We start from the raw sequence: 21,134 nt of genomic DNA on the forward strand, positions 1-21,134 counted from the left end.
GGTCAGGGAGCGGTGACGAAGTCGATCAGCTCCTCGACCCGGCCCAGCAGCGCCGGCTCGAGGTCGGCGTACGACGTCACCCTCGACAGGATGTGCTTCCACGCCCGCGCGATGTCGGCCTGGTCGCGGTGCGGCCAGCCGAGCTGCTGGCAGATGCCCTTCTTCCACTCCACGTCGCGGGGAACGGTGGGCCACTGCCGCAGTCCGAGCCGATCGGGCTTGACGGCCTGCCAGACGTCGACGAACGGGTGACCCACGATCCGGACGTGGGCGCCGTGGGGCCCGCGTGCGATGGCGTCGGCGATCCTCGACTCCTTGGAGCCCCGCACGAGGTGGTCGACCAGCACGCCGACCCGGCGCTCGGGGCCCGGCCGGAACGAGACGAGATGGTCGGCGAGGTCGTCGACGCCGCCGAGGTACTCCACGACGACGCCCTCGATCCGGAGGTCGTCGCCCCACACCTTCTCCACCAGCTCGGCGTCGTGGCGGCCCTCGACGAAGATCCGGCTCGCCCGGGCGACCCGCGCCTTGGCGTCGTGGACCGCGATCGAGCCACTGGCCGTGCGGGTGGGCCTGGCGGGCGCGGCGCGCCGCACCGGTGCGGTCAGGATGACCGGCCTTCCCTCGAGCAGGAAGCCCGCACCCAGCGGGAAGGTGCGGCGCTTGCCGCGGCGGTCCTCGAGGGTGACCGTGTGCAGGTCCCGGTCGACGGCGACGATCTCGCCGCACCAGTCGGTGGTGACCTCCTCGACGACCAGCCCGGGGTCGGCGGCCGTCTCCACGGCCCGGCCCCGCTTGGGCACGTTCCAGTCGCCGGCCAGCACGTCGGTCCCGTAGCGATCCACGACCGACAACCGTAGGTGCTCGACGGTCCCGGTCGGGGCTGCCGCGCCGGGAGCCCCCGCCGGTGACGGGCGGGAGGTCGCGTCCAGGCGTGGTCAGGTCTCCTGCGGCTCGGCGGACTCCTCGGGCGGCGGCGGGTCCGCGGTGGCGCCGTCGGCACCGGTGCCCTCACCGGGCGCGTACGCCGTCTCGTCGCCTCGCTTGCCCTCGGTCAGCAGACCTTCTGCGGTCTCGCCGGCGGGCAGGCCCTCGGCGAGCGGGTTGTCCTCGTCGGGCACGAGGTCGGCGGGCAGCGCCTCGTCGGGGATCCCGACCTGCTTGGACTCTTCGTTGTGCTGGCTCATGCCGGGGCGGTACCCGGCTCAGACCAGGGGCAGTCGCTTCTGGCTGCGGGGCAGGTGCGCATAGCCGAGGCGTACGGCGTGCTCCAGCGCCTCCCGGGGCAGCGGCCAGTCCGCGGCGCCGAGCGCCTCCGCCACGGGCACGCCCCGGGTGGCCAGGTCGCGGATGGTCTCCGCCACCACGCCGAGGTCGCCGCGCTGGGACTCCACGAAGCCCCGGTCCACCACGGCCCCGTGCCCGGGCACCACCACGGATTCGGCGGTGAGCAGCCCGAGCACCAGATCCAGGGTGAGCGGCCACTCGAGCGGCCAGGAGTCCGCCCCGATCGCCGGGGGAGCGGACTCCTCCAGCAGGTCTCCGGCGACGAGCACGTCGGCGTCCGGCACCCGCACCACCAGGTCACCGGCGGTGTGGCCCCGGCCGGGGTGGACAAGCTCCACCTGGCGGTCGCCGAGGTCGATCACCGCGGCGCTGGAGAAGGTGCGGTCGGCGGGCCTGATGGTGGTGGCCAGGACCTCCGCCGCTCGGGGGTCCGCGGAGCGGCGGTACTCCTCCTGCACCCGCTCGCCGGCGGCGATGGTGCGGGCGGCGGCCTCCTCGGTCGCGTGGACGGGCACGTCGTCGTACTCCTCGGCGAAGGTGGCGTTGCCGAAGGTGTGGTCGAAGTGCTCGTGGGTGTTGACCACGGCGACGACCTCTCCGGCGCCGAGGGCGCGGACCTCGCCGAGGACCTCGCGGGCGGCGGCGGCAGAGCCGTGGGTGTCCACCACGACCAGGCCCCGATCACCGCCGACGGCGGTCACGTTGAGGTCGAGCCAGGGATGGCGGCAGACCCAGACCCGGTCGGCGACCTCGTGGAACGGCACGCCGTCAGGGTATCGGCCTCAGCACAGACCGGCGTGCAGCTCCGAGCGCAGCAGCTCGCCCAGCTCCTGGCTGGTCGCCGCCGGGCGCGCGAACGTGAGCCGGCGCGCGTGCCCGCCGTCCGGGTCGACCCACTGCAGGTCGACGCCGTCGCGCCGCAGGTGGTGGAGGTGGACCCCGAGCACCCGACCGAGGTGGGTTCCGGTGGTGGCGGCGACGGCGCGGCGCAGCTCGGCCTGGTGACAGAGGTTGGCGTGCTCGGCAGCGCGCTGCAGGAAGCCCCGGTTGAGCTCGTGCTGGTCGGCGGTGAACGCGCCGACGGGAACCCGGAGGTGCGGCCCGCCGTGGGTGGCCGGCCGCGACAGGAGGACGTAGTCGACGTGCAGCCGCACCTCGATCCGCGCCTCGGGCGAGCAGGGGCACTGCTCGGCCCCGCTCGCCGAGAGCCGGCCGGACAGCGTCAGCGACGCGTCCCGGTCCGCCGAGCCGGGACGGCCCAGGCCGCTGTCGACGGTGAGCAGCGCGGCGCGCCGTTCGGTCGCCGCCGCCGCCAGGGCGGAGCCCGCCGGGCATGAGAAGACCGGGTGCCCGGTGCGGTCGTGCATCTCCAGGTGCGTCCCGCCGAGGTCGGCGGTGACGTCATCGACCCCGTCGACGACCAGCTGGACCTCGGCCGGACAGGAGAGGATGCTGCGCGCGGCAGCCGCGAGCCGGCTGATCTCCGTGCGGACCGTCTCCGCGCCGTGGTGCCCCGTCATCGCCGGACCTCTCCTGTGTCTAAGGTGAGCCTAACCTATGTCGAAGGGTACGGCGCCGGCAACCCCGCCCGGCCGGGTCGCCTGGCCGCGGGGCGCGACTCGTCGGTTCCCGCCACGGCAGCGGTAGCATTGGCACTCGTCAGAGCGGAGTGCCAGCGGGCGTCGTCGGACGGCCGCCAACGGCCGTGGTCAGGAGGTGGGCATGCAGGAGGAACGCAGGCTCGCGGTCCTGCGCGCGATCGTCGAGGACTACGTCGCCACCGAGGAGCCGGTGGGGTCCAAGGCCCTGGTCGAGCGTCACCACCTCAACGTCTCGCCGGCGACGATCCGCAACGACATGGCGGCGCTCGAGGACGAGGGCTACCTCGCGCAGCCCCACACCAGCGCCGGCCGGGTCCCCACCGACAAGGGCTACCGGCTCTTCGTCGACCGGCTGTCGACGGTGAAGCCGATGACGCAGGCGGAGCGGCGGGCGATCGCGAGCTTCCTCGACGGCGCGATCGACCTCGACGACGTGGTCCGGCGCTCCGTGCGGTTGCTGGCCCAGCTGACGCGGCAGGTCGCCGTCGTGCAGTACCCCACCCTGTCCCGCTCCACCGTGCGCCACATCGAGATCGTCGCCCTCACGCCCACCCGACTGCTGCTGGTGCTCATCCTCAGCAGCGGCCGGGTCGAGCAGCGGCTCGTCGAGCTCGACAGCGAGCTCGCCGAGGACGACCTCGCCGCCCTGCGGTCCCGGGTCAACCTCGCCGCGACCGGCGAGGTGATCGCCAACGCGGCCGCTGCGCTCGACGACCTGGTCAAGGCCGAGGAGGGTGGTCCGCAGCCGTCGGCGACGATGGTGGCGGTGGTCGAGGCCCTCGTCGAGGCGATGAGCGACCACCGCTCCGACGAGCGGGTCGCGGTCGGCGGCACCGCCAACCTCGCCCGGTTCGGAGACAGCTTCGACACCTCGGTCAAGCCCCTCCTCGAGGCGCTGGAGGAGCAGGTCGTGCTCCTCAAGCTGCTCGGCGAGGCGACCAGCAGCGGCGCGGTGACGGTGCGGATCGGCACCGAGGGCCCCTACCAGGAGCTGGCGTCGACCAGCGTCGTGGCGACCGGCTACGGCCCCGACGACGCGCTGGCCTCGCTGGGCATCGTGGGCCCGACCCGGATGGACTACCCAGGAACGATGGCGGCCGTGCGCGCAGTGGCGCGCTACGTCTCGCGCATCCTCGACGAGAGCTGAAAGCGAACACCACGTGAGCCAGGACCCCTACGAGCTGCTCGGCGTCGACCGCGACGCGGACGCCGACGCCATCAAGAAGGCCTACCGGCGCCTCGCGCGGCAGCTCCACCCCGACGTCAACCCCGATCCGGAGAGCCAGGAGCGGTTCAAGCAGGTCTCCGCCGCCTACGAGGTGCTCTCGGACCCGCAGAAGCGTGCCGCCTACGACCGCGGAGGCGACCCGTTCGGCGGCGGCTTCGGTGGCCAAGGCGCCGGGTTCTCCTTCACCGACATCATGGACGCCTTCTTCGGCGGCACACCGGGGGCGGCCGGCGGTCGCGGTCCGCGCCCGCGCACGCGACGCGGCCAGGACGCCCTGATCCGGCTCGAGGTCGACCTCGCCGAGGCGGCCTTCGGCGTCTCCCGCGAGCTCAAGGTCGACACGGCCGTGCGCTGCTCGACCTGCGGCGGCGACGGCGCTGCGCCCGGCAGCCGGCCGGTCACCTGCGAGACCTGTCGGGGGGCGGGCGAGGTCGCCCAGGTGCAGCGATCGTTCCTCGGCGAGATCCGCACCCTCCGCCCGTGCGCCGCCTGCCGCGGCTTCGGCACCGTCATCCCCGACCCCTGCCGCGAGTGCGCCGGCGACGGCCGGGTCCGGTCGCGCCGCACGCTCACGGTGAAGATCCCCGCCGGCGTCGACACAGGCACCCGCGTGCAGCTCGCCGAGCAGGGGGAGGTCGGCCCCGGTGGCGGTCCCGCAGGCGACCTCTACGTCGAGATCCACGTCGCGCAGCACCCGGTGTTCAACCGCCACGGCAACGACCTGCACTGCACCGTCTCGGTCCCGATGACGGCCGCCGCCCTCGGCACCACGATCACCATGCCCACCCTCGAGGCCGACCTGCCCGACCCCGCCGACGCCGGCCTGGAGACGGACTTCGAGCTGACCATCCCGCCGGGGACGCAGTCGGGCCACGAGATCCTGCTGCGCGGTCGCGGGGTGCCGGGCCTCCGTGGGGGTCGCGGCGACCTGGTGGTCACCGTCGCCGTCGAGACGCCGACCCGCCTCGACGCGCGCCAGGAGCAGCTGCTCCGCGAGCTCGCCGAGATCCGCGGCGAGGAGCAGCCGAGCGGCGATGTCCGGCCGGCGCACAAGTCGGTGTTCGGCCGGCTGCGCGACGCGTTCACCGCGCACTGACGCCCCCCGACCGGTGACGCTGCCGCAGCACCTCGTCCCCGCCCTGGCCGGTGTCGGGGAGGGCGACCACGTCGTCGTCGAGGGCGACGAGGCCCACCACGCCGTCGTCGTACGACGCCTGCGCGTGGGTCAGGCGGTGCAGCTCACCGACGGCGCGGGCCGCGTGGTGACCGGGACGGTGACCGAGACGTCCAAGCGCTCCTTCACGGTGCTCGCCACGCAGGTCGACGACCGGCCCGAGCCCGCTCCCCGCTTCACGGTCGTGCAGGCGCTGCCGAAGGGCGACCGCGGCGAGCTGGCCGTGGAGGTGCTCACCGAGATCGGGGTGGCGCGGATCGTGCCGTGGGCGGCGACGCGCAGCGTCGCGGTGTGGAAGGGCGAGCGGGCCACGAGGTCCCACGCCCGGTGGCAGGCCACCGCGCGCGAGGCGGCCAAGCAGTCGCGGCGGGCCTGGCATCCCGAGGTCACCCCGCTGGCCGGCACGAGCGAGGTGCTCGCCCGGGTCGCGACCGCCGACGCCGCGGTGGCGCTGCACGAGGAGGCCGGCGAGCCGCTGGCCCGGGTGGCGGTGCCGACCGCCGGCGAGGTGGTCGTGGTGGTGGGTCCGGAGGGCGGTCTGACCGACGAGGAGGTCGCGGCTCTCGCCGACGCCGGTGCCGTGCCCGTGCGGCTCGGTGCGGAGGTGCTGCGCACCTCGACGGCCGGTGTCGCGGCGGTCGCGGCGCTCCTGGCGCGGACCACCCGCTGGGGAGCGTGAGGCCGCGGCCCCGGACGCCCGCCGCCGTCGGCCATGGGCACAGCCGCTACCGGCTCAACAGCTGCTCCACCCGGGCGATCTCCTCGTCGAGCCCCGCCCGCTCACCCCGCGTCAGAGGCCGCAGCAGGTCACCGACGACGACCTTGCCGTCCTCGATCCGCCACAGGCCCTCCAGCCAGCCGTCGACGAGGACCACCATCTGCTGCGCACCGTTGGCGCCCATCCACGCCGCGCGCTTCTCCGGCTCGGTGACCCGGTCGCGCCCGGCGTGGGAGAGCCACAGGTTGTCGTAGGTGCCGAGCAGCCGCACGGGCACCGGTGCGTCCTCCTCCGCGACCGGTGCGTCGGCCAGGTCGAGGAGCGGCCGGCCGGCCTCGTCCTCGTGGACGACGAGGTCCGCCATCCCCTTCAGCACGGGCCCCAGCCGGGTGATGCCCGACCAGGTGGTGGCGTCCGCCGCCGTGGCGGGGCCGAACGCCCGGAGGTAGCGGCGCAGCACCGCGGGCACGTCGGGCTCGCGCAGCGGCAAGCCGACCCAGCGCTCGGCCAGGTCGTAGGCGACCGCCGTCGACGCGGTCGGCTTCCAGCAGCCGCGCGGCGGCAGCTGGGGGAGCACGCCGACCAGCCGCGCGAGCTGGCCGAGCTGTGCCGGCGGGTGCTGGGGGAACCGCTCCGCCAGCGCGGCAGCCAGCGCACGCTGGGGGAGCGGGCCTTCGGCCAGCACCTCGTGCAGGGTGGCGGTGAACTCGCTCCGGTCGACCGAGCGCGCGTCGCCGACCGACTGGCTCTGCCTGATCTCGCGCTCGCGCACCGGAGCGGCCCAGACCGGCAGGCTCACCGCGTCCTCGGGCACGTGCAGGTGCACCGTGTCGCGGAGGCTGAGCACCCGCACCAGGGTGCGCTCCTCGATCTGGCGGCTGACCGCCCGGGGATCCAGGTCCTCGATCCGGGCCGCGAGCGAGAGGTACGGGGGCAGCGGCTCCTGCGCCTGCAGCCCGACGAGGTGACGAACCATCGTCGACGGCTCCACCGCTGTCCGCTCGGCCAGGTGCTGTCGGAGCAGCAGGGTGCGGTTGAGGCGCTGGCGGGTGAACCTCACCGCACCGTGATCCGCTTCGTGTCCTCGGTCGGTCCGGACCCCTCGCCGTCGGAGGGGTCGTCGGTGCGCGCCACGAAGGTGTAGCTGCCGGGAGCCAGGCTGGTGGTGCTCACCTGCGTCTCCCAGGGGTAGAGCCGGTCCACCCAGCCGTCCGCCTGCGCGAACCCGTTGAGCACGACCGCACCGTCCTCGTCGAGCACCTCCCAGACCACGGTGCCCTCGAACGAGCTGGCCCGGCCGTTGGCGGTGAAGGTCTCGCCCACGGTGGCACCCTCGGTGGGCTCGGTGACGTCGACGAGGGCGAGGACGTCGAGCTGCGGCCGCGCGGTCAGTCCTGACCCCACCCGGACGCCGAGGAGCGTCTGTGCCGGTCGGCCTTCGTGCTCGACGCGGACGGGCAGCCGGTCGCCCACCGTGCCCTGGAGCGTGTAGACGAGCTGCTGCACGGCGAGCCGCGCCTCGGCGGCGCTGAGCCCGGCGCGCCCGAGCCACGACTCGTCGGCGACCTCGACGACGATCGCGTCCTGTTCCTGCGTCACGCCCGCGAACCGGCCGCCGGGCCACAGGGTCCGGTAGTCGGGGTCCAGGGGATCGCCGTCGGTGACCGCCGCGGCCGCCGCGGTGAGCAGGTCGTCGGCCGGGACCCGCCGGAACTCGCGGTAGAGCCGGTCGCCGGTCGGCGTCCGGCCCACGTAGTAGGCGGGGACGGCCGCTTCCTGCTCACCCCGCCCGTCGGTGGCGTCGGGGTCGCCGGTGGCACCGGGGTCCGCCGCCGCGCCGCTGGACGGGTCGGACGGGTCGGTCGTGCCGTCGGCGGTGCTGGTCGGCCCGGCGGAGGGGTCGGGATCGCTCGGGTCGTCGCCGCATCCGGCGAGCAGGCCGAGCGCCAGCAGCGCTCCGCCGAGGAGGGAGACGGCCGTGCGGGGGGCTTGGTGCATGGACCGATCCTCCCGCGCGGCAACGCCGAATCAGGAGGTTGGCGTCGGCGCGCCGCGATCTGCGAAGGTGGGGGTGTGAGCGACGACTGCCTGTTCTGCAAGATCGTCGCCGGCGACATCCCCGGCGACATCGTCCACACGACCGACCTCACCGTCGCGTTCCGCGACATCAACCCGCAGGCACCGCTGCACGTCCTGGTCGTGCCGCGGGAGCACACGGTGAGCGCCGCCGACACCGCGGCCGCGGACGCCGACACCTTCGCAGCACTCGCCCTGGCAGCGCGCGACGTCGCCGCGGAGGAGGGCTACGACGACTACCGCCTGGTGTTCAACACCGGAGCGGGCGTCGGCCAGACCGTGTTCCACACCCACCTCCACGTGCTCGCCGGCCGGCCGATGAGCTGGCCGCCGGGATAACGCGTAGCCAGGCGCGAGGGGCGGCGGCGTACCATGGGAGCGACACGTCGCCGCAACGGAAAGGCCGCCCCGCCGGGGCATCGATGACCGAGAGCAACCCAGCCACCCCCACGTCCTCCGCAGCGGCTCCCACGCGGCACACCGTGGTGGTGCCCAACAGCATCGACATGGTCACCCTCCTCGGTCCGGGCGACGAGCACCTCGGTCTCATCGAGAAGCGGTTCGCCGTCCAGGTGCACGTCCGCGGCAACCGGATCACACTCAGCGGTGATGCCCGCGAGATCGGGCTCGCCGAGCGGCTCATCGACGAGCTGGTCGCCATCCTCCGTACCGGCCAGGGTGTCACGCCCGAGGTCGTGGAGCGGGTCGAGGCCATGCTGCGTGCGGAGACCGCCACCTCCGAGCGCCCCGCCGACGTGCTCTCGCTCAACATCCTCAGCAACCGCGGCCGGTCGATCCGTCCCAAGACGCTCAACCAGAAGCGCTACGTGGAGACGATCGACAAGCACACGATCACCTTCGGCATCGGCCCGGCCGGCACGGGCAAGACCTACCTCGCCATGGCGAAGGCGGTCCAGGCGCTCCAGGCCAAGCAGGTGACCCGGATCATCCTGACCCGGCCCGCGGTCGAGGCCGGCGAGCGGCTCGGCTACCTTCCGGGCACGCTGAGCGAGAAGATCGACCCCTACCTGCGCCCGCTCTACGACGCGCTCCATGACATGCTCGACCCCGAGTCGATCCCCAAGCTGCTCGCCGCGGGGACGATCGAGGTGGCGCCCCTGGCCTACATGCGCGGTCGCTCGCTCAACGACTCCTTCATCATCCTCGACGAGGCGCAGAACACCACGCCCGAGCAGATGAAGATGTTCCTGACCAGGCTGGGCTTCGGGTCCAAGATCGTGGTCACCGGCGACGTGACGCAGGTCGACCTCCCCTCCGGAACCACGTCGGGGCTCCGCATCGTCGAGGGCATCCTCGACGGTGTCGAGGACCTCGCCTTCGTCCGGCTGACGAGCCACGACGTGGTGCGCCACAAGCTCGTGGCCCGGATCGTCGCCGCCTATGACGAGTACGACGCCCGCAGCGCGCCGCGGCGCCCGCACTCCCGAGAGGCCGCCCCCGAGTCGTGAGCATCGAGATCCTCGACGAGTCCGGCTCCGGGTTCGACACCCGGCACTTCTCCCGGCTGGCCCGCTTCGTGATGGACCGGATGCGGGTGCACCCGCTCGCCGAGCTGTGCATCAAGGCCGTGGACGAGGCCACCATCGCCGAGCTCAACGAGAAGTGGATGGAGAAGGAGGGCCCGACCGACGTGCTGGCCTTCCCGATGGACGAGCTGCGCCCCGGTCTGGTCAACGAGGAGCCGGAGCCGCTCGATAGCGCCGTGCTCGGCGACGTCGTACTGTGCCCCACGGTCGCCGAGCGGCAGGGCGAGGCCGCCGGCCACGGGACCCTCGCCGAGCTGGAGCTGCTGACCGTCCACGGCATCCTGCACCTGCTGGGCTACGACCACGCCGAGCCCGAGGAGCACAAGGTGATGTTCGGGCTGCAGGACCAGCTCCTGGCGCAGTGGCGCGCCGAGCCCGGCGACGCCTGACCCATGGATCCTGGCGTCTGGCAGCTCGCGGCGGCCGCGGTCCTGGTCGTGCTCGCCGGCCTCTTCACGGCGGCCGACGCGGCCGTCGCCGCCTTCTCCCGCGCCCGCGCCCAGGAGCTGGTCGCCGCTGAGCGTGCCGGCGCCCGCCGGCTGGTCGCCGTGCTGGAGGACGCGCCACGCCACCTCAACACCGCGCTGCTGCTGCAGCTGCTGTGCGAGGTGGCGGCCATCGTCCTGATCACCCTCTACGTCGACGCCTGGCTCGCCGGGTCGTGGTGGGCCACCGCCGCGGTGGCGGTGGGCTCGATGCTGGTCGTGTCGTTCGTGGTCGTCGGCGTCGCGCCCCGCACCCTGGGCCGTCAGCACGCCGAGAGCGTCGCACTGTGGTCGGCGTGGCCGCTGTCGGCGCTGACCACCGTGCTGGGCCCGCTCCCGAGGCTGCTGATCCTGGTCGGCAACGCGATCACGCCCGGGCGAGGCTTCCGTGAAGGTCCGTTCTCGACCGAGACCGAGCTCCGCGAGCTCGTCGACATCGCCGAGGCGTCGGAGGTGATCGAGGCCGGCGAGCGCAGGATGATCCACTCGGTCTTCGAGTTCGGCGACACGACCGTCCGCGAGGTGATGGTGCCGCGGGGCGACGTGGTCTACATCGAGACCCACAAGAACCTGCGCCAGACGCTCTCGCTGTTCCTCCGCTCCGGGTTCTCCAGGGTCCCGGTGATCGGGGAGAACCTCGACGACGTCCGGGGCTTCGCCTATCTCAAGGACGTGGTCCGCCGCGACTTCGAGGACCCCGACGTCGAGCTGACGGAGCGGGTCGAGGCGGTGATGCGCCCGGTCCACTGGGTGCCGGAGTCCAAGCCGATCGACGACCTGCTGCGCGAGATGCAGTCGATGCGCCAGCACATCGCCATCGTGGTCGACGAGTACGGCGGCACCGCCGGCCTGATCACCATCGAGGACCTCTTGGAGGAGATCGTCGGCGAGATCACCGACGAGTACGACGCCGCGGAGGTCGCCACCGAGCAGCTCGACGACGGCCGGGTGCGGGTGTCGTCGCGCTACCCCGTCGACGACCTCGACGAGATCTTCGGGTTCGACATCGAGGAGGAGGACGTCGACTCCGTCGGGGGCCTGATGGCCAAGCACCTCGGCCGGGTGCCGATCCCGGGATCGGTGGTCGACGCCTGGGGTCTGCGGTTCGAGGCCGAGCACGCCGCCGGGCGGCGCAACAAGATCGGCACGGTGCTCATCTCCCGGCTCGCCGACGACGCCGCGACGGGCTGACCCGACCGGCACAGCCGAGAGGCGGTGCCGGCGACCCGCGCGCAGGTCCGCTCCGCGATAATCGCCCCATGGCCGACCTCTCCGCCGAGGACAAGAAGCTCGTCACGCTGGCCCGCGCCACCCGCGCCCGGATCGGCGCGGCCGAGGGTGCCGCGGTCCGCGACACCGACGGCCGCACGTACGCCGCGGCGACGGTCGACCTTCCGTCGCTGCGGCTCAGCGCGGTGCAGGCGGTGGTCGCGATGGCGGTCGCCTCCGGCTCGACGGCGGTCGACGCCTGCGTGCTGCTCGGAGGCGCGGCGGAGCTCGCCGACGACGACGCAGCGGTGCTGCGCGACTTCGCCGGCAGCGCGGGCGTGACGGTGCACCTCGGCGACGTCCGCGGCGCCGTCGCCGCCACCCGGACCGCGTAGCCGCCGAAAATGCAGGACGCGCCGGGCGCGGTTTGGCGATAGGTTCGTCTCCATGGCGAACCGTGCCTGGGACATGCACGAGCGGGCCGTGCAGCGGCTGGCCGACTCCTACGCCGCGATCCCGCAGGGTGAGCCGGTCCGCCTCGCCAAGCGCACCACCAACCTGTTCCGGGCGCGTGCGGCGAGCACGGCGCCGGGCCTCGACGTCAGCGGCCTCGACGGGGTGATCGAGGTCCTGCCCGACGGGCCGGACGGTCCGGTCGCCGAGGTGCAGGGCATGTGCACCTACGAGAGCCTCGTCGACGCGACCCTCCCGCACGGCCTGATGCCGTTCGTCGTGCCTCAGCTGCGCACGATCACGCTCGGCGGCGCGGTCACCGGGCTCGGCATCGAGTCCACCAGCTTCCGCCTCGGCCTGCCGCACGAGTCGGTGCTGGAGATGGACGTCTTCACCGGAGGCGGGGCGGTGGTCACGACGCGGCCCGGCGACGACCTCTTCGACGCCTTCCCCAACTCCTACGGCTCGCTGGGCTACGCGACCCGCCTGCGGATCCGGCTGGCTCCGGCGCCGCCGTACGTCGCGCTGCGCCACGTCACCTTCGACGACGCGGAGCTGCTCGCCAAGACCATCGGCGAGATCACCGCGACGCAGGAGCTTGACGGCGAGCCGGTGCACGCCCTCGACGGCGTGGCGTTCGCGCCGGGGGAGTACGTCCTGACCCTCGCCCGCTGGACCGACGAGGGCGGACCGACCTCGGACTACGCCGGCCAGCAGGTCTACTACCGCTCGCTGCGGACCCGGGACCGCGACCTGCTGACCGCCTACGACTACCTCTGGCGGTGGGACACCGACTGGTTCTGGTGCTCCGGTGCCTTCGGCGCCCAGCACCCCCTGCTCCGCAGGGTCTGGCCGCGCAGCAAGCGGCGCTCGGACGTCTACATGCGCCTGCTCCACCTCGACCGCAGGTTCGGGATCGCGGACCGGCTCGACCGCCGTGCCGGGCGCCCGCTGCGCGAGCGGGTGGTCCAGGACGTGGAGGTCCCGGTCGAGAGGCTGGCGGAGTTCCTGGAGTGGTTCGACGCCGAGGTCGGCATGCGGCCGGTGTGGCTGTGTCCCCTCGTCTCGAAGGGCACGACCGGGCCGGACGGCTCGGGCGGCGCCCAGTGGCCGCACTACCCGCTCGAGCCGGGCCGCCTCTACGTCAATCTCGGCTTCTGGGGGACCGTGCACGTCGGCCCGGACGCCGTGCACGCCCCGCTCAACCGCGCCATCGAGGCGAAGGTCCACGAGCTCGGCGGTCACAAGTCGCTCTACTCCGAGGCCTTCTACGACCGCGAGACCTTCGACGCCCTCTACCACGCCGGCGCCCTCGACGAGGTGAAGCGTCGCTACGACCCCGACGACCGACTGACCACCCTCTACGACAAGGCGGTGAGGAGCCGATGACCACCCCCCAGGGCATCGCCCCGACGATCGCCTCGCTGTTCCGCAGCGGGCTTCCCCTCTGGCTCACGGCGTACGACGGCAGCTCCGCCGGCGCCCTGGACCAGCCCTACGGGCTCGAGATCGTCAACGAGCGCGGGCTCTCCTACATCATGTCGGCTCCGGGCGACCTCGGGCTGGCGCGTGCGTACGTCGCCGGCGACCTGGTCCTCCACGGCGCCCACCCCGGTGACCCGTACCCGGCGTTCCGGCTGATGAAGGACAAGACCGACTTCGGCATCCCCAAGCCGGCCGAGCTGGTCTCGATCGTCCGCCGGCTCGGCGTCGGCCACCTGTTCCCGCCGCCCCCGCCGCCGCAGGAGCACCTGCCCGCCTGGCGGCACCGGATGGAGGGACTGCGGGCACTGGGGAGGTGGAGCCGGCACTCCCAGGAGCGCGACGCGGACGCGATCCACCACCACTACGACGTCTCCAACACCTTCTACGAGCACGTCCTCGGCCCGTCCATGACCTACACCTGCGCCGTCTTCCCGCACGAGGACGCGACGCTGGAGGAGGCCCAGGAGCACAAGTACGACCTGATCTGCCGCAAGCTCGGGCTGCAGCCGGGTCAGCGACTCCTGGACCTCGGTTGCGGCTGGGGCGGGATGGTGCGTCACGCCGCCCGCCACTACGGCGTCAAGGCGCTGGGCGTCACCCTCTCCCGCGAGCAGGCCACCTGGGCGCAGGAGGAGATCAAGCGGCAGCGCCTCGACGACATGGCCGAGGTCCGGTTCTCCGACTACCGCGACGTCGAGGAGGGTGACTTCGACGCCGTCAGCTCGATCGGGCTGACCGAGCACATCGGCGTGGCCAACTACCCGTCGTACTTCGGCTTCGTCCGCGACAAGCTCAAGCCGCACGGGCGACTGCTCAACCACTGCATCACGCGCCACGACAACCGGGGCCGGCCCAGCGCAGGCGCCTTCATCGACCGCTACGTCTTCCCCGACGGGGAGCTCGCCGGGTCCGGCACCATCGTGCGCGCCATCGAGGACGCCGGTCTGGAGGTCCAGCACCACGAGAACATCCGGGTCCACTACGCGCGGACCCTCGCCGGCTGGTCGCGCAACCTGGCCGAGCACTGGGACGCCTGTGTCGCCGAGACCGACGAGGGCACGGCCCGGGTGTGGGGCCTCTACATGGCCGGCTCCCGGATCGCCTTCGAGCGCAACGAGATCCAGCTGCACCACGTGCTGGCGACCAAGACGGTCGACGGGGCCAGCGGCTACCCGCTCCGCCACGAGTTCTGACCGCTCGCCCCGGTCGTTGCGGCGCGGGACCGTCAGGGGGGAACCACGTCCCACCCGATAGCCTGAACCGGTGAGCACCCGCGCCGAGCAGTACGTCGCCGACGTGGTGGCCCGCGAGCAGATCACACCGCATCTGCTCCGGCTCACGCTCGGTGGTGCGGGGCTGGACGGGTTCGGCTCGACCGGGGTGCCCGACGAGTGGGTCGGCCTCGTGGTGCCCGGGCAGTTCCAGAGCCGCTACTACACCGTGCGGTCGTGGCGGCCCGGCGACGGGTCGGCCCGGCCCGCCGAGCTGATCCTCGACGTGGTGGTCCACCAGGTCGGGCTGGTCACCGAGTGGGCGACCGGCAAGGCCGGCGACCCGGTCGGCCAGCAGGTCACGGTGAGCGAGCCCAAGGGCTCCTTCGCCCTGCCTCCCGACGCCCAGTGGTTGCTGCTGGTCGGCGACCTCACCGCGCTGCCGGCGATGGCGCGGATCGCGGAGACCCACGGCTCACAGCTGCCGCTCCGGGTCCACGCCGAGGTCCCCGACGACCCGGCCGACCTCCTCGACTACCTGCCCGAGGGCAGCGACGTGACCTGGCTGGCGCCGCCGCCCGACGGTCGCAGCCGGCTGTCGGAGGTGGTGGCCTCGCTGGACTGGCCGGAGGGCCCCGGCTACTTCTGGATGGCGGGGGAGTCCGCCCAGATGCGCGCGATCCGCAAGCATCTGATGTGCGACCGCAGGCTGCCGAGCACCCACTACGACGTGATGGGCTACTGGCGCGCGGTCGCCGAGCGGCAGCCGCGCGCCGTCGACCCCGGCCCGATCTGGCGCGCCGGCAAGGCTGCCGGGAAGACCGACGAGGAGATCTGGGCCGACTACGACGAGGCGAGGTCCTCGTGATGGCGCGCCCGGACGACGAGCGGGGCGAGGACCTCGACGAGGATCTCGACGGGCTCGACGAGGACCTCGACGACGAGCTCGACGAGGACTTCGCCGGCCTTCCGGCGCCCGCCCCCGCGGTCGCGCCGGCGTTCGGCACCGGCGAGGTCCCCGACGGCTACCGCAGCGGCTTCGCCTGCTTCGTCGGCCGGCCCAACGTGGGCAAGTCGACGCTGACCAACGCCCTCGTCGGGCAGAAGATCGTGATCACCTCCGACAAGCCGCAGACCACCCGCACCGTCGTGCGCGGCATCGTGCACCGGCCCGACGGGCAGCTGGTGCTCGTGGACACCCCTGGCCTGCACCGGCCGCGCACCCTCCTCGGCGAGCGCCTCAACGACCTCGTGCGCACGACCTGGGCGGAGGTCGACGTGGTGGCGGTGTGCTTCCCCGCCGACGAGAGGATCGGCCCGGGAGACACCTTCCTGGTCAACGAGCTGGCCAAGGTCCGTCGTACGACCAAGATCGCGGTGGCGACCAAGACCGACCTCGCGGCACCCGACCGGATCGCCGAGCACCTGGTCGACATCGCCGAGCTGGGGCGCAGCACCGGCACCGAGTGGACCGAGATCGTCCCGGTCTCCTCGGTGGGGGGCGACCAGATCGACCTGCTGGCGCAGCTCCTCGTGGGGCTGATGCCCGAGGGGCCGCCGCTCTATCCTGACGGCGACCTGACCGACGCGCCCGAGGAGGTGCTCGCCGCCGAGCTGATCCGCGAGGCGGCGCTGGACGGCGTTCGTGACGAGCTGCCGCACTCGATCGCCGTCGTCGTCGAGGAGATGGGCCTGCGCGAGGGACGCCCCGACGACAAGCCGCTGCTCGACATCCACGCCAACCTCTTCGTCGAGCGCGACTCCCAGAAGGGCATCGTGATCGGCAGGAAGGGGGCCCGGCTGCGCCGGGTCGGGACGGTGGCGCGGCAGCAGATCGAGGCGCTCCTCGGCACGCCGGTCTTCCTCGACCTCCACGTGAAGGTCGCCAAGGACTGGCAGCGCGACCCGCGCCAGCTCCGTCGCCTCGGCTTCTAGGTCTCGCGACCGCGGGACCTGCGCGGTCAGCTCTCCGGCGCCCAGCAGCGGCCGAACTTCTGTCCCATCTCCCACTGCTCCCGAGTGGGCCACTCGTAGCCCCACCGGAAGTCCAGCGGGTCCTCGGCCACCTCGGCGCCGGCGTCCTCGCACTGCCGGCGACCGGCGGCCCGGACCCTCTTCTCCCCGGGATAGCCGCCGTCGTCGAAGGTGACCACGTCGATGGCGCGCCAGCTGTGCCGCTCCGAGCACGGCACCCGCTCGAAGTCCTTCGCGTCCGGTGCCGCGGTCCCGCACATGGCGTGCTGGGGGCGGGGTGCCCGCCGGAGCGCCCCCTTGAGCGTCCCGCGCATCTCGGCGAGCTGCTCGCTCCCCGACAGCACCACCGCGTCACAGCGGAACCAGTCCGCTCCCTCGTCGGACTTCTCCACGGTCGGCGTGAACCAGACAGGGCGGATCATGCTCAGCCGCAGGTTCCGCGGCGTGCCGCCCAGGTAGCGGATCAGGCGCCGGGGGCACACCGAGGCGACCTGCGCCTGCACGTGCTCGGAGTCGATGGCCAGGAGGTGGCCGTCCACGACGGCGTCGATCGTGCCGACGGCGACGGTCTCGGTGGTGTGCGGCTGTCTGCAGCTGACGGGCGGAGCCTCCGTGGTGGGCGCGACCGCGGCCTCGAAGGGGAGGTCGTAGCAGGCGCCCACCTCCGGGCGGGCCGGCGGCTCCGGGGCGGTGGTCTGGGACGCGGTCGGCTCCGGACTCGGATCGGCGCGCGGCGCCCCGCCGTCGCCGGTGCACGCGGCCAGGGGAGACGCCAGCACGACGAAGGACCCGGCGGCGAGGAGGGCTCGGGCCCGCGGCCGGCGGGTCACCTCACTCACCGGTCCTCGCCCAGCACACGGACCGGCGGATCCCCGCCTCCCACTCCGCCTCGTGGAAGAAGGTGAAGCCGTACTCGAACTCGGCCGGATAGTTCAGCCAGGCCTTCACCGAGGTCGCGCAGAACGAGCGGGTGCGGCTCTCCATGACCCGGTCCCCGGGGTACTCGTCCTCCGGCTCGCCGATCTTGACGGTGGTCACCGCCCGCCAGTCGTGCTTCTGGGAGCAGGGCACCTTCTCCCCGGCGCCCACCGAGGGGCCGCGCGCGCAGCTGAGCCACTTGTCGTCGGGACGGCCGGAGAGCATGCCCTTGGCGGTCGCGGGGAGCGGCCGGTAGGTCGGGCTGCTCGCGCTGCCGCCGATGACGTCACAGCGGTACCACCGCGCGCCCTGGTCCCAGGCCTTCTCCGACGGCCGGAACCAGGCCCAGCTGACGGTCGTGCGCAGCACGAGGCTCTCGTCGGCTCCGACGAACTCGGCGAACGCCTTCGAGCAGGTCCGGTAGGCGAACCGGCCGAGGGCGGCGTCCTCGTAGTCCGCATCGTCGAACTTCTCCGGCAGCGCCCCGACCGCGAAGGTCTCGGCGGTGTGCGGCTGCGTGCAGTCGACCGTCCGGGTCGCGTTGGCCGGCATCGCGACGTCCTCGGGCGTGAGCTCGCGGCACACCCCGTTCGGCGGCATCTCGACGGAGTCCACCAGGTCCGGGTCGGTGTTGGACCCCTGCCCCTCGCTGCTGCACCCGGCCAGCAGGGCGGTCACGAGCGCGGTCACCAGCGTCGCCAGGAGAGCGGGGAGCGGCGCCGGCAGGGAGGCGGCGACGGCGCGCGCATGCGTCATCGCGGAGGTCCCCTCTCGTGCGCTGTCCCGGCGCCGACTCAGTCGGTCAGCAGTGCCGCGATCGTAGCGCCCAGCTCGTAGGCCGACCCGAGCGCCGCGTCATCGACCTCGCCGAGGACCCCGAGCACGTCGTACCCCTGCCGCCAGCCGAGGGCCCCGACGATGGACCGCACGGAGCGCTCGGCGCCGGTCAGGTCGTAGCGGCCGTGCAGCCACAGGCCGTAGGGCCGGCCCGCCGTCCGCCCCTCCTCGCCGGCCGGAGCGCCGGAGGAGTCCAGTGCGCCACCGACCGCGAGGAACGTGGAGTCGAAGAAGTGCTTGAGCGCTCCGCTCATGTAGCCGAAGTTCGCGGTCGTGCCGAGGACGTACCCGTCCGCGTCGAGCACGTCCTCGGCGGTGGCCTCCAGGGCGGGCCGGACGGCCACGTCGACGCTGAGGATGGCGTCGTCGCGGGCGCCGGCCACCACCTGGTCGAGCAACGCGCGCATCGACCTGCTCGGCGAGTGGTGGACGATCAGCAGCCTCGGCACGCCGCCAGGCTAGACGGCGGCGGTGTAGCGCTCCCACACCCGGTGTGCCGCCATCTGCTCCTGGACACCGGTCAGCACCGTGGCCGGGTCGTCACCGGTCACCACACCCGGACCTCCCGCCACGCCGGCGACCGCGAGCGCGTCCGCACCCGCGCCCCAGGCGCCGATCACCTTGGCGTGCCGGTAGCACTCCTGCAGCAGCATCGCGACGCGTGGGTCGAGGGTGGCGGTGCCCTCCGCCCCGGCCTTCTCGTCGCGGATCGGCAGCGCATCGGGCGCGGGCGCCGGGCATCCGGCGACCAGGACGGCGTCGAACTCCACCGACCGGGCGGCGGCGAAGGTGCGCTGCACGTCGAGGCCGTCCACCGTGCCGCCGTGGGGCGCCACGAGGAGCGGTACGACCTTGGCGCCCAGCAGCGCCGCGCGCACCGTCTCGACGCCCTCGGCGCCGGCGGCCGGGTCCACCACGATGCCGACCATCCGCCCCTCCGGCGCCCACGGACCGCCCGCCAGCTGCGAGAGGGCGGGGCTCGGCTCGAGGTCGACGAGCGGGACGGTGGGCTCCGGCGCGGGCAGGCCCAGCCCCAGCGCCACCTGCTCGCACAGCACCGGGTCGATGTTGGCCAGGCACTGCAGCTGCCGCTCCTTGACCGCCTGCTCGTAGCACCGGCCGAGCTCGAAGGTGTAGGCGCGCACGATGTGCTCCCGCTCGACCGCCGTCATGCTCAGCCAGAACTGGCGGGTCTGGCTGAAGTGGTCGTCGTACGACGCCGGCTGGGCGCGCACCTTCGTCGACTCGGTCACCCGCACCGCCGCCTCGACGAACGCGCGCGCCTCCTCGTCGCCCAGGTCGGCGCCGGCGGCGAACGGGCAGCCGCCGTCGAGCGAGTTCGGCTTGTAGGGAGCGACGCCGCTGTGCACCGCGTGCTGGTGGAAGCCGTCGCGGAACATGTCGTTGACCGGGGCGTGGGGGCGGTTGATCGGCAGCTGGTTGTAGTTGGGCCCGCCGAGCCGGGACAGCTGGGTGTCGACGTAGGAGAACAGCCGGGTCTGCAGCAGCGGGTCGTCGGTCACGTCGATGCCCGGCACCAGGTGCCCGACGTGGAAGGCGATCTGCTCGGTCTCGGCGAAGAAGTTCGTCGGGTTGCGGTTCAGCACCAGGCGTCCGATCGGCTGCACCGGCGCCAGCTCCTCCGGGACGATCTTCGTGGGGTCCAGCAGGTCGATGCCCTCGAACGTCTGCTCGGGCGTGTCCTCGAAGACCTGGATGCCCAGCTCCCACTCGGGATGGGCGCCGGACTCGATGGCGTCGGCGAGGTCGCGGCGGTGGAAGTCGGGGTCGACCCCGCCCAGCATCTGCGCCTCCTCCCAGGTCAGGGAGTGGACACCCAGCTTGGGCTTCCAGTGGAACTTCACCAAGGACGTCTGTCCCTCGGCGTTGGTGAGCCGGAAGGTGTGGACGCCGAAGCCCTCCATCATCCGGTAGGACCGGGGGATGCCTCGGTCGGACATGTTCCACAGCGTGTGGTGCTGGGCCTCGGTGTGCAGCGACACGAAGTCCCAGAACGTGTCGTGGGCGCTCTGCGCCTGCGGGATCTCCCGGTCGGGGTGCGGCTTGGCGGCGTGGACGATGTCGGGGAACTTGATCCCGTCCTGGATGAAGAAGACCGGGATGTTGTTGGCGACCAGGTCCCAGTTGCCCTCGGCGGTGTAGAACTTCGTGGCGAAGCCGCGGGTGTCGCGCGCGGTGTCCATCGAGCCGCGGTTGCCGAGGACGGTCGAGAACCGCACGAACACCGGCGTCTGCTCGCCCTTCTTGAACACGCTGGCGAGGCAGACGCCGTCCGCGGTGCCGTAGCCCTCGAAGACCCCGTGGGCGCCCGCGCCCCGCGCGTGCACGACCCGCTCCGGGATCCGCTCGTGGTCGAAGTGGGTGATCTTCTCCCGGAGGTGGTGGTCCTGCAGGAGGGTCGGTCCGCGGTGCCCGGCCTTGAGCGAGTGGTCGGTGTCCCGCAGCCTCGCACCGGTCGCCGTGGTCAGGTAGGCGCCCTGCTGGGACCGGTCGTGGGGGTCGGCGCCTGTGTCGGCCCCCGTGGCGGTGCGGACCTCGGGCGCCGCCTGGTCGGGCTTCGGCGGCAGCGGCGACGTCACCGAGGTCGGCTCTTCGAGGGACGGCGGGGCCGAGCCGGGCGTCCCGGGGATGGGTGGCGCCATCATCTCGGCGGCCTTCTCGACGGCTGTCTCGGCGACGTCGGCGACCTTGCTCGCCGCGTCCTTGGCGGCCTGCTTGGGGTCCATGGGGGGGTTCCTTCCGAGAGGCTGGGGTCCTCCGGTGGTACCCACCGCCGTGCCGGGGAGACCGGTGGTGCTCCGGTCCGCTGCCGCGGGCCCGTGGGGTCCGGTGGGGTAGAGTGTCCGTGTCATGACGCGCGCCCAGCTTCTTAGCGGCCGCAGCGAGGTCCCCACCAGTCGATGAGCCGGA

The 21,134-nt window shown here is 73.1% G+C and carries 22 protein-coding genes; 12 read left to right on the forward strand and 10 right to left on the reverse strand.

All coding sequences use genetic code 11. The features are described from left to right. Positions 1–2: 2 nt before the first annotated feature. The 4 genes from ACPOLA_RS14200 to ACPOLA_RS14215 all read right to left on the reverse strand — a co-directional run bounded on the left by ACPOLA_RS14200 (position 3) and on the right by ACPOLA_RS14215 (position 2,807). Entirely contained in the window at positions 3–845 is an 843-nt protein-coding gene (locus tag ACPOLA_RS14200) for a DUF3097 domain-containing protein (protein ID WP_435771092.1), read from the reverse strand. A gap of 93 nt (positions 846–938) precedes the next feature. Further along, complete coding sequence (locus ACPOLA_RS14205; RefSeq protein WP_435771093.1) at positions 939–1,187, reverse strand: hypothetical protein; 249 nt, start codon at positions 1,185–1,187, stop codon at positions 939–941. Between the two features lie 18 nt (positions 1,188–1,205). Beyond that, positions 1,206–2,051: an MBL fold metallo-hydrolase gene (locus ACPOLA_RS14210; RefSeq protein WP_435771094.1), complete on the reverse strand. Its 846-nt coding sequence runs from the start codon at positions 2,049–2,051 to the stop codon at positions 1,206–1,208. A gap of 18 nt (positions 2,052–2,069) precedes the next feature. Beyond that, positions 2,070–2,807: a hypothetical protein gene (locus ACPOLA_RS14215; protein WP_435771095.1), complete on the reverse strand. Its 738-nt coding sequence runs from the start codon at positions 2,805–2,807 to the stop codon at positions 2,070–2,072. Between the two features lie 202 nt (positions 2,808–3,009). Here ACPOLA_RS14215 and hrcA point away from each other — a divergent pair, with 202 nt between their 5' ends. From hrcA to ACPOLA_RS14230, 3 genes are read left to right on the forward strand one after another with little or no spacing between them, the layout of a single operon-like run. Then, positions 3,010–4,035: a heat-inducible transcriptional repressor HrcA gene (gene hrcA / locus ACPOLA_RS14220; RefSeq protein ID WP_435771096.1), complete on the forward strand. Its 1,026-nt coding sequence runs from the start codon at positions 3,010–3,012 to the stop codon at positions 4,033–4,035. A gap of 13 nt (positions 4,036–4,048) precedes the next feature. Then, the gene (gene dnaJ, locus ACPOLA_RS14225) at positions 4,049–5,212 is read left to right on the forward strand and encodes a molecular chaperone DnaJ (RefSeq protein WP_435771097.1); all 1,164 of its coding nucleotides are present in this window, start codon (positions 4,049–4,051) and stop codon (positions 5,210–5,212) included. 13 nt (positions 5,213–5,225) lie between these two features. Beyond that, positions 5,226–5,969, forward strand: coding sequence for a 16S rRNA (uracil(1498)-N(3))-methyltransferase (locus ACPOLA_RS14230; protein ID WP_435771098.1), 744 nt, complete (start codon positions 5,226–5,228; stop codon positions 5,967–5,969). Between the two features lie 46 nt (positions 5,970–6,015). Here ACPOLA_RS14230 and ACPOLA_RS14235 read toward each other — a convergent pair whose 3' ends face one another. Then, positions 6,016–7,068: a winged helix DNA-binding domain-containing protein gene (locus tag ACPOLA_RS14235; protein WP_435771099.1), complete on the reverse strand. Its 1,053-nt coding sequence runs from the start codon at positions 7,066–7,068 to the stop codon at positions 6,016–6,018. After that, positions 7,065–8,006 (reverse strand): Gmad2 immunoglobulin-like domain-containing protein, encoded by a 942-nt coding sequence (locus ACPOLA_RS14240; protein ID WP_435771100.1) that lies wholly within the window; start codon positions 8,004–8,006, stop codon positions 7,065–7,067. Before ACPOLA_RS14240 ends, ACPOLA_RS14235 begins: the two co-directional genes overlap by 4 nt. 75 nt (positions 8,007–8,081) lie before the next feature. Between ACPOLA_RS14240 and ACPOLA_RS14245 the strand changes: the two genes are divergently transcribed. The 9 genes from ACPOLA_RS14245 (at position 8,082) to era (ending at position 16,409) form a co-directional block, all read left to right on the forward strand. After that, positions 8,082–8,423, forward strand: coding sequence for an HIT domain-containing protein (locus ACPOLA_RS14245; protein WP_435771101.1), 342 nt, complete (start codon positions 8,082–8,084; stop codon positions 8,421–8,423). Positions 8,424–8,506: 83 nt separating this feature from the next. Next, positions 8,507–9,553, forward strand: a complete 1,047-nt coding sequence (locus ACPOLA_RS14250) for a PhoH family protein (protein ID WP_435771102.1) — start codon at positions 8,507–8,509, stop codon at positions 9,551–9,553. Next, positions 9,550–10,020: an rRNA maturation RNase YbeY gene (gene ybeY / locus ACPOLA_RS14255; RefSeq protein WP_435771103.1), complete on the forward strand. Its 471-nt coding sequence runs from the start codon at positions 9,550–9,552 to the stop codon at positions 10,018–10,020. Before ACPOLA_RS14250 ends, ybeY begins: the two co-directional genes overlap by 4 nt. A 3-nt stretch (positions 10,021–10,023) precedes the next feature. Further along, on the forward strand, positions 10,024–11,307 hold the full coding sequence (locus tag ACPOLA_RS14260; RefSeq protein ID WP_435771104.1) for a hemolysin family protein: 1,284 nt from the start codon (positions 10,024–10,026) through the stop codon (positions 11,305–11,307). A 68-nt stretch (positions 11,308–11,375) separates the two neighbouring features. Continuing rightward, positions 11,376–11,720, forward strand: coding sequence for a cytidine deaminase-like protein (locus ACPOLA_RS14265; protein ID WP_435771105.1), 345 nt, complete (start codon positions 11,376–11,378; stop codon positions 11,718–11,720). Positions 11,721–11,772: 52 nt separating this feature from the next. Then, on the forward strand, positions 11,773–13,167 hold the full coding sequence (locus ACPOLA_RS14270) for an FAD-binding oxidoreductase (protein WP_435771106.1): 1,395 nt from the start codon (positions 11,773–11,775) through the stop codon (positions 13,165–13,167). After that, positions 13,164–14,456 carry a class I SAM-dependent methyltransferase gene (locus ACPOLA_RS14275; protein ID WP_435771107.1) on the forward strand — a complete coding sequence of 431 codons (1,293 nt, stop codon included), beginning with the start codon at positions 13,164–13,166 and terminating at the stop codon, positions 14,454–14,456. The genes ACPOLA_RS14270 and ACPOLA_RS14275 overlap by 4 nt, the downstream gene beginning before the upstream one ends. Before the next feature lie 70 nt (positions 14,457–14,526). Next, positions 14,527–15,342 (forward strand): siderophore-interacting protein, encoded by an 816-nt coding sequence (locus tag ACPOLA_RS14280; RefSeq protein ID WP_435771108.1) that lies wholly within the window; start codon positions 14,527–14,529, stop codon positions 15,340–15,342. Then, on the forward strand, positions 15,342–16,409 hold the full coding sequence (era, locus tag ACPOLA_RS14285; RefSeq protein WP_435771109.1) for a GTPase Era: 1,068 nt from the start codon (positions 15,342–15,344) through the stop codon (positions 16,407–16,409). The genes ACPOLA_RS14280 and era overlap by 1 nt, the downstream gene beginning before the upstream one ends. Positions 16,410–16,435: 26 nt before the next feature. On the opposite strand, the gene ACPOLA_RS14290 is transcribed toward era, so the two are convergent. From ACPOLA_RS14290 to ACPOLA_RS14305, 4 genes are read right to left on the reverse strand one after another with little or no spacing between them, the layout of a single operon-like run. Continuing rightward, complete coding sequence (locus tag ACPOLA_RS14290; protein ID WP_435771110.1) at positions 16,436–17,287, reverse strand: septum formation family protein; 852 nt, start codon at positions 17,285–17,287, stop codon at positions 16,436–16,438. Then, positions 17,280–18,122, reverse strand: a complete 843-nt coding sequence (locus ACPOLA_RS14295; RefSeq protein ID WP_435771111.1) for a septum formation family protein — start codon at positions 18,120–18,122, stop codon at positions 17,280–17,282. The genes ACPOLA_RS14290 and ACPOLA_RS14295 overlap by 8 nt, the downstream gene beginning before the upstream one ends. Positions 18,123–18,160: 38 nt before the next feature. Next, the gene (locus ACPOLA_RS14300) at positions 18,161–18,652 is read right to left on the reverse strand and encodes a flavodoxin family protein (RefSeq protein ID WP_435771112.1); all 492 of its coding nucleotides are present in this window, start codon (positions 18,650–18,652) and stop codon (positions 18,161–18,163) included. Between the two features lie 9 nt (positions 18,653–18,661). After that, positions 18,662–20,950, reverse strand: a complete 2,289-nt coding sequence (locus ACPOLA_RS14305; RefSeq protein ID WP_435771113.1) for a catalase — start codon at positions 20,948–20,950, stop codon at positions 18,662–18,664. Positions 20,951–21,134: the final 184 nt, after the last annotated feature.

The organism is Nocardioides proteolyticus (genome assembly GCF_051280635.3).
Taxonomy (GTDB): Bacteria; Actinomycetota; Actinomycetes; order Propionibacteriales; family Nocardioidaceae; genus Nocardioides.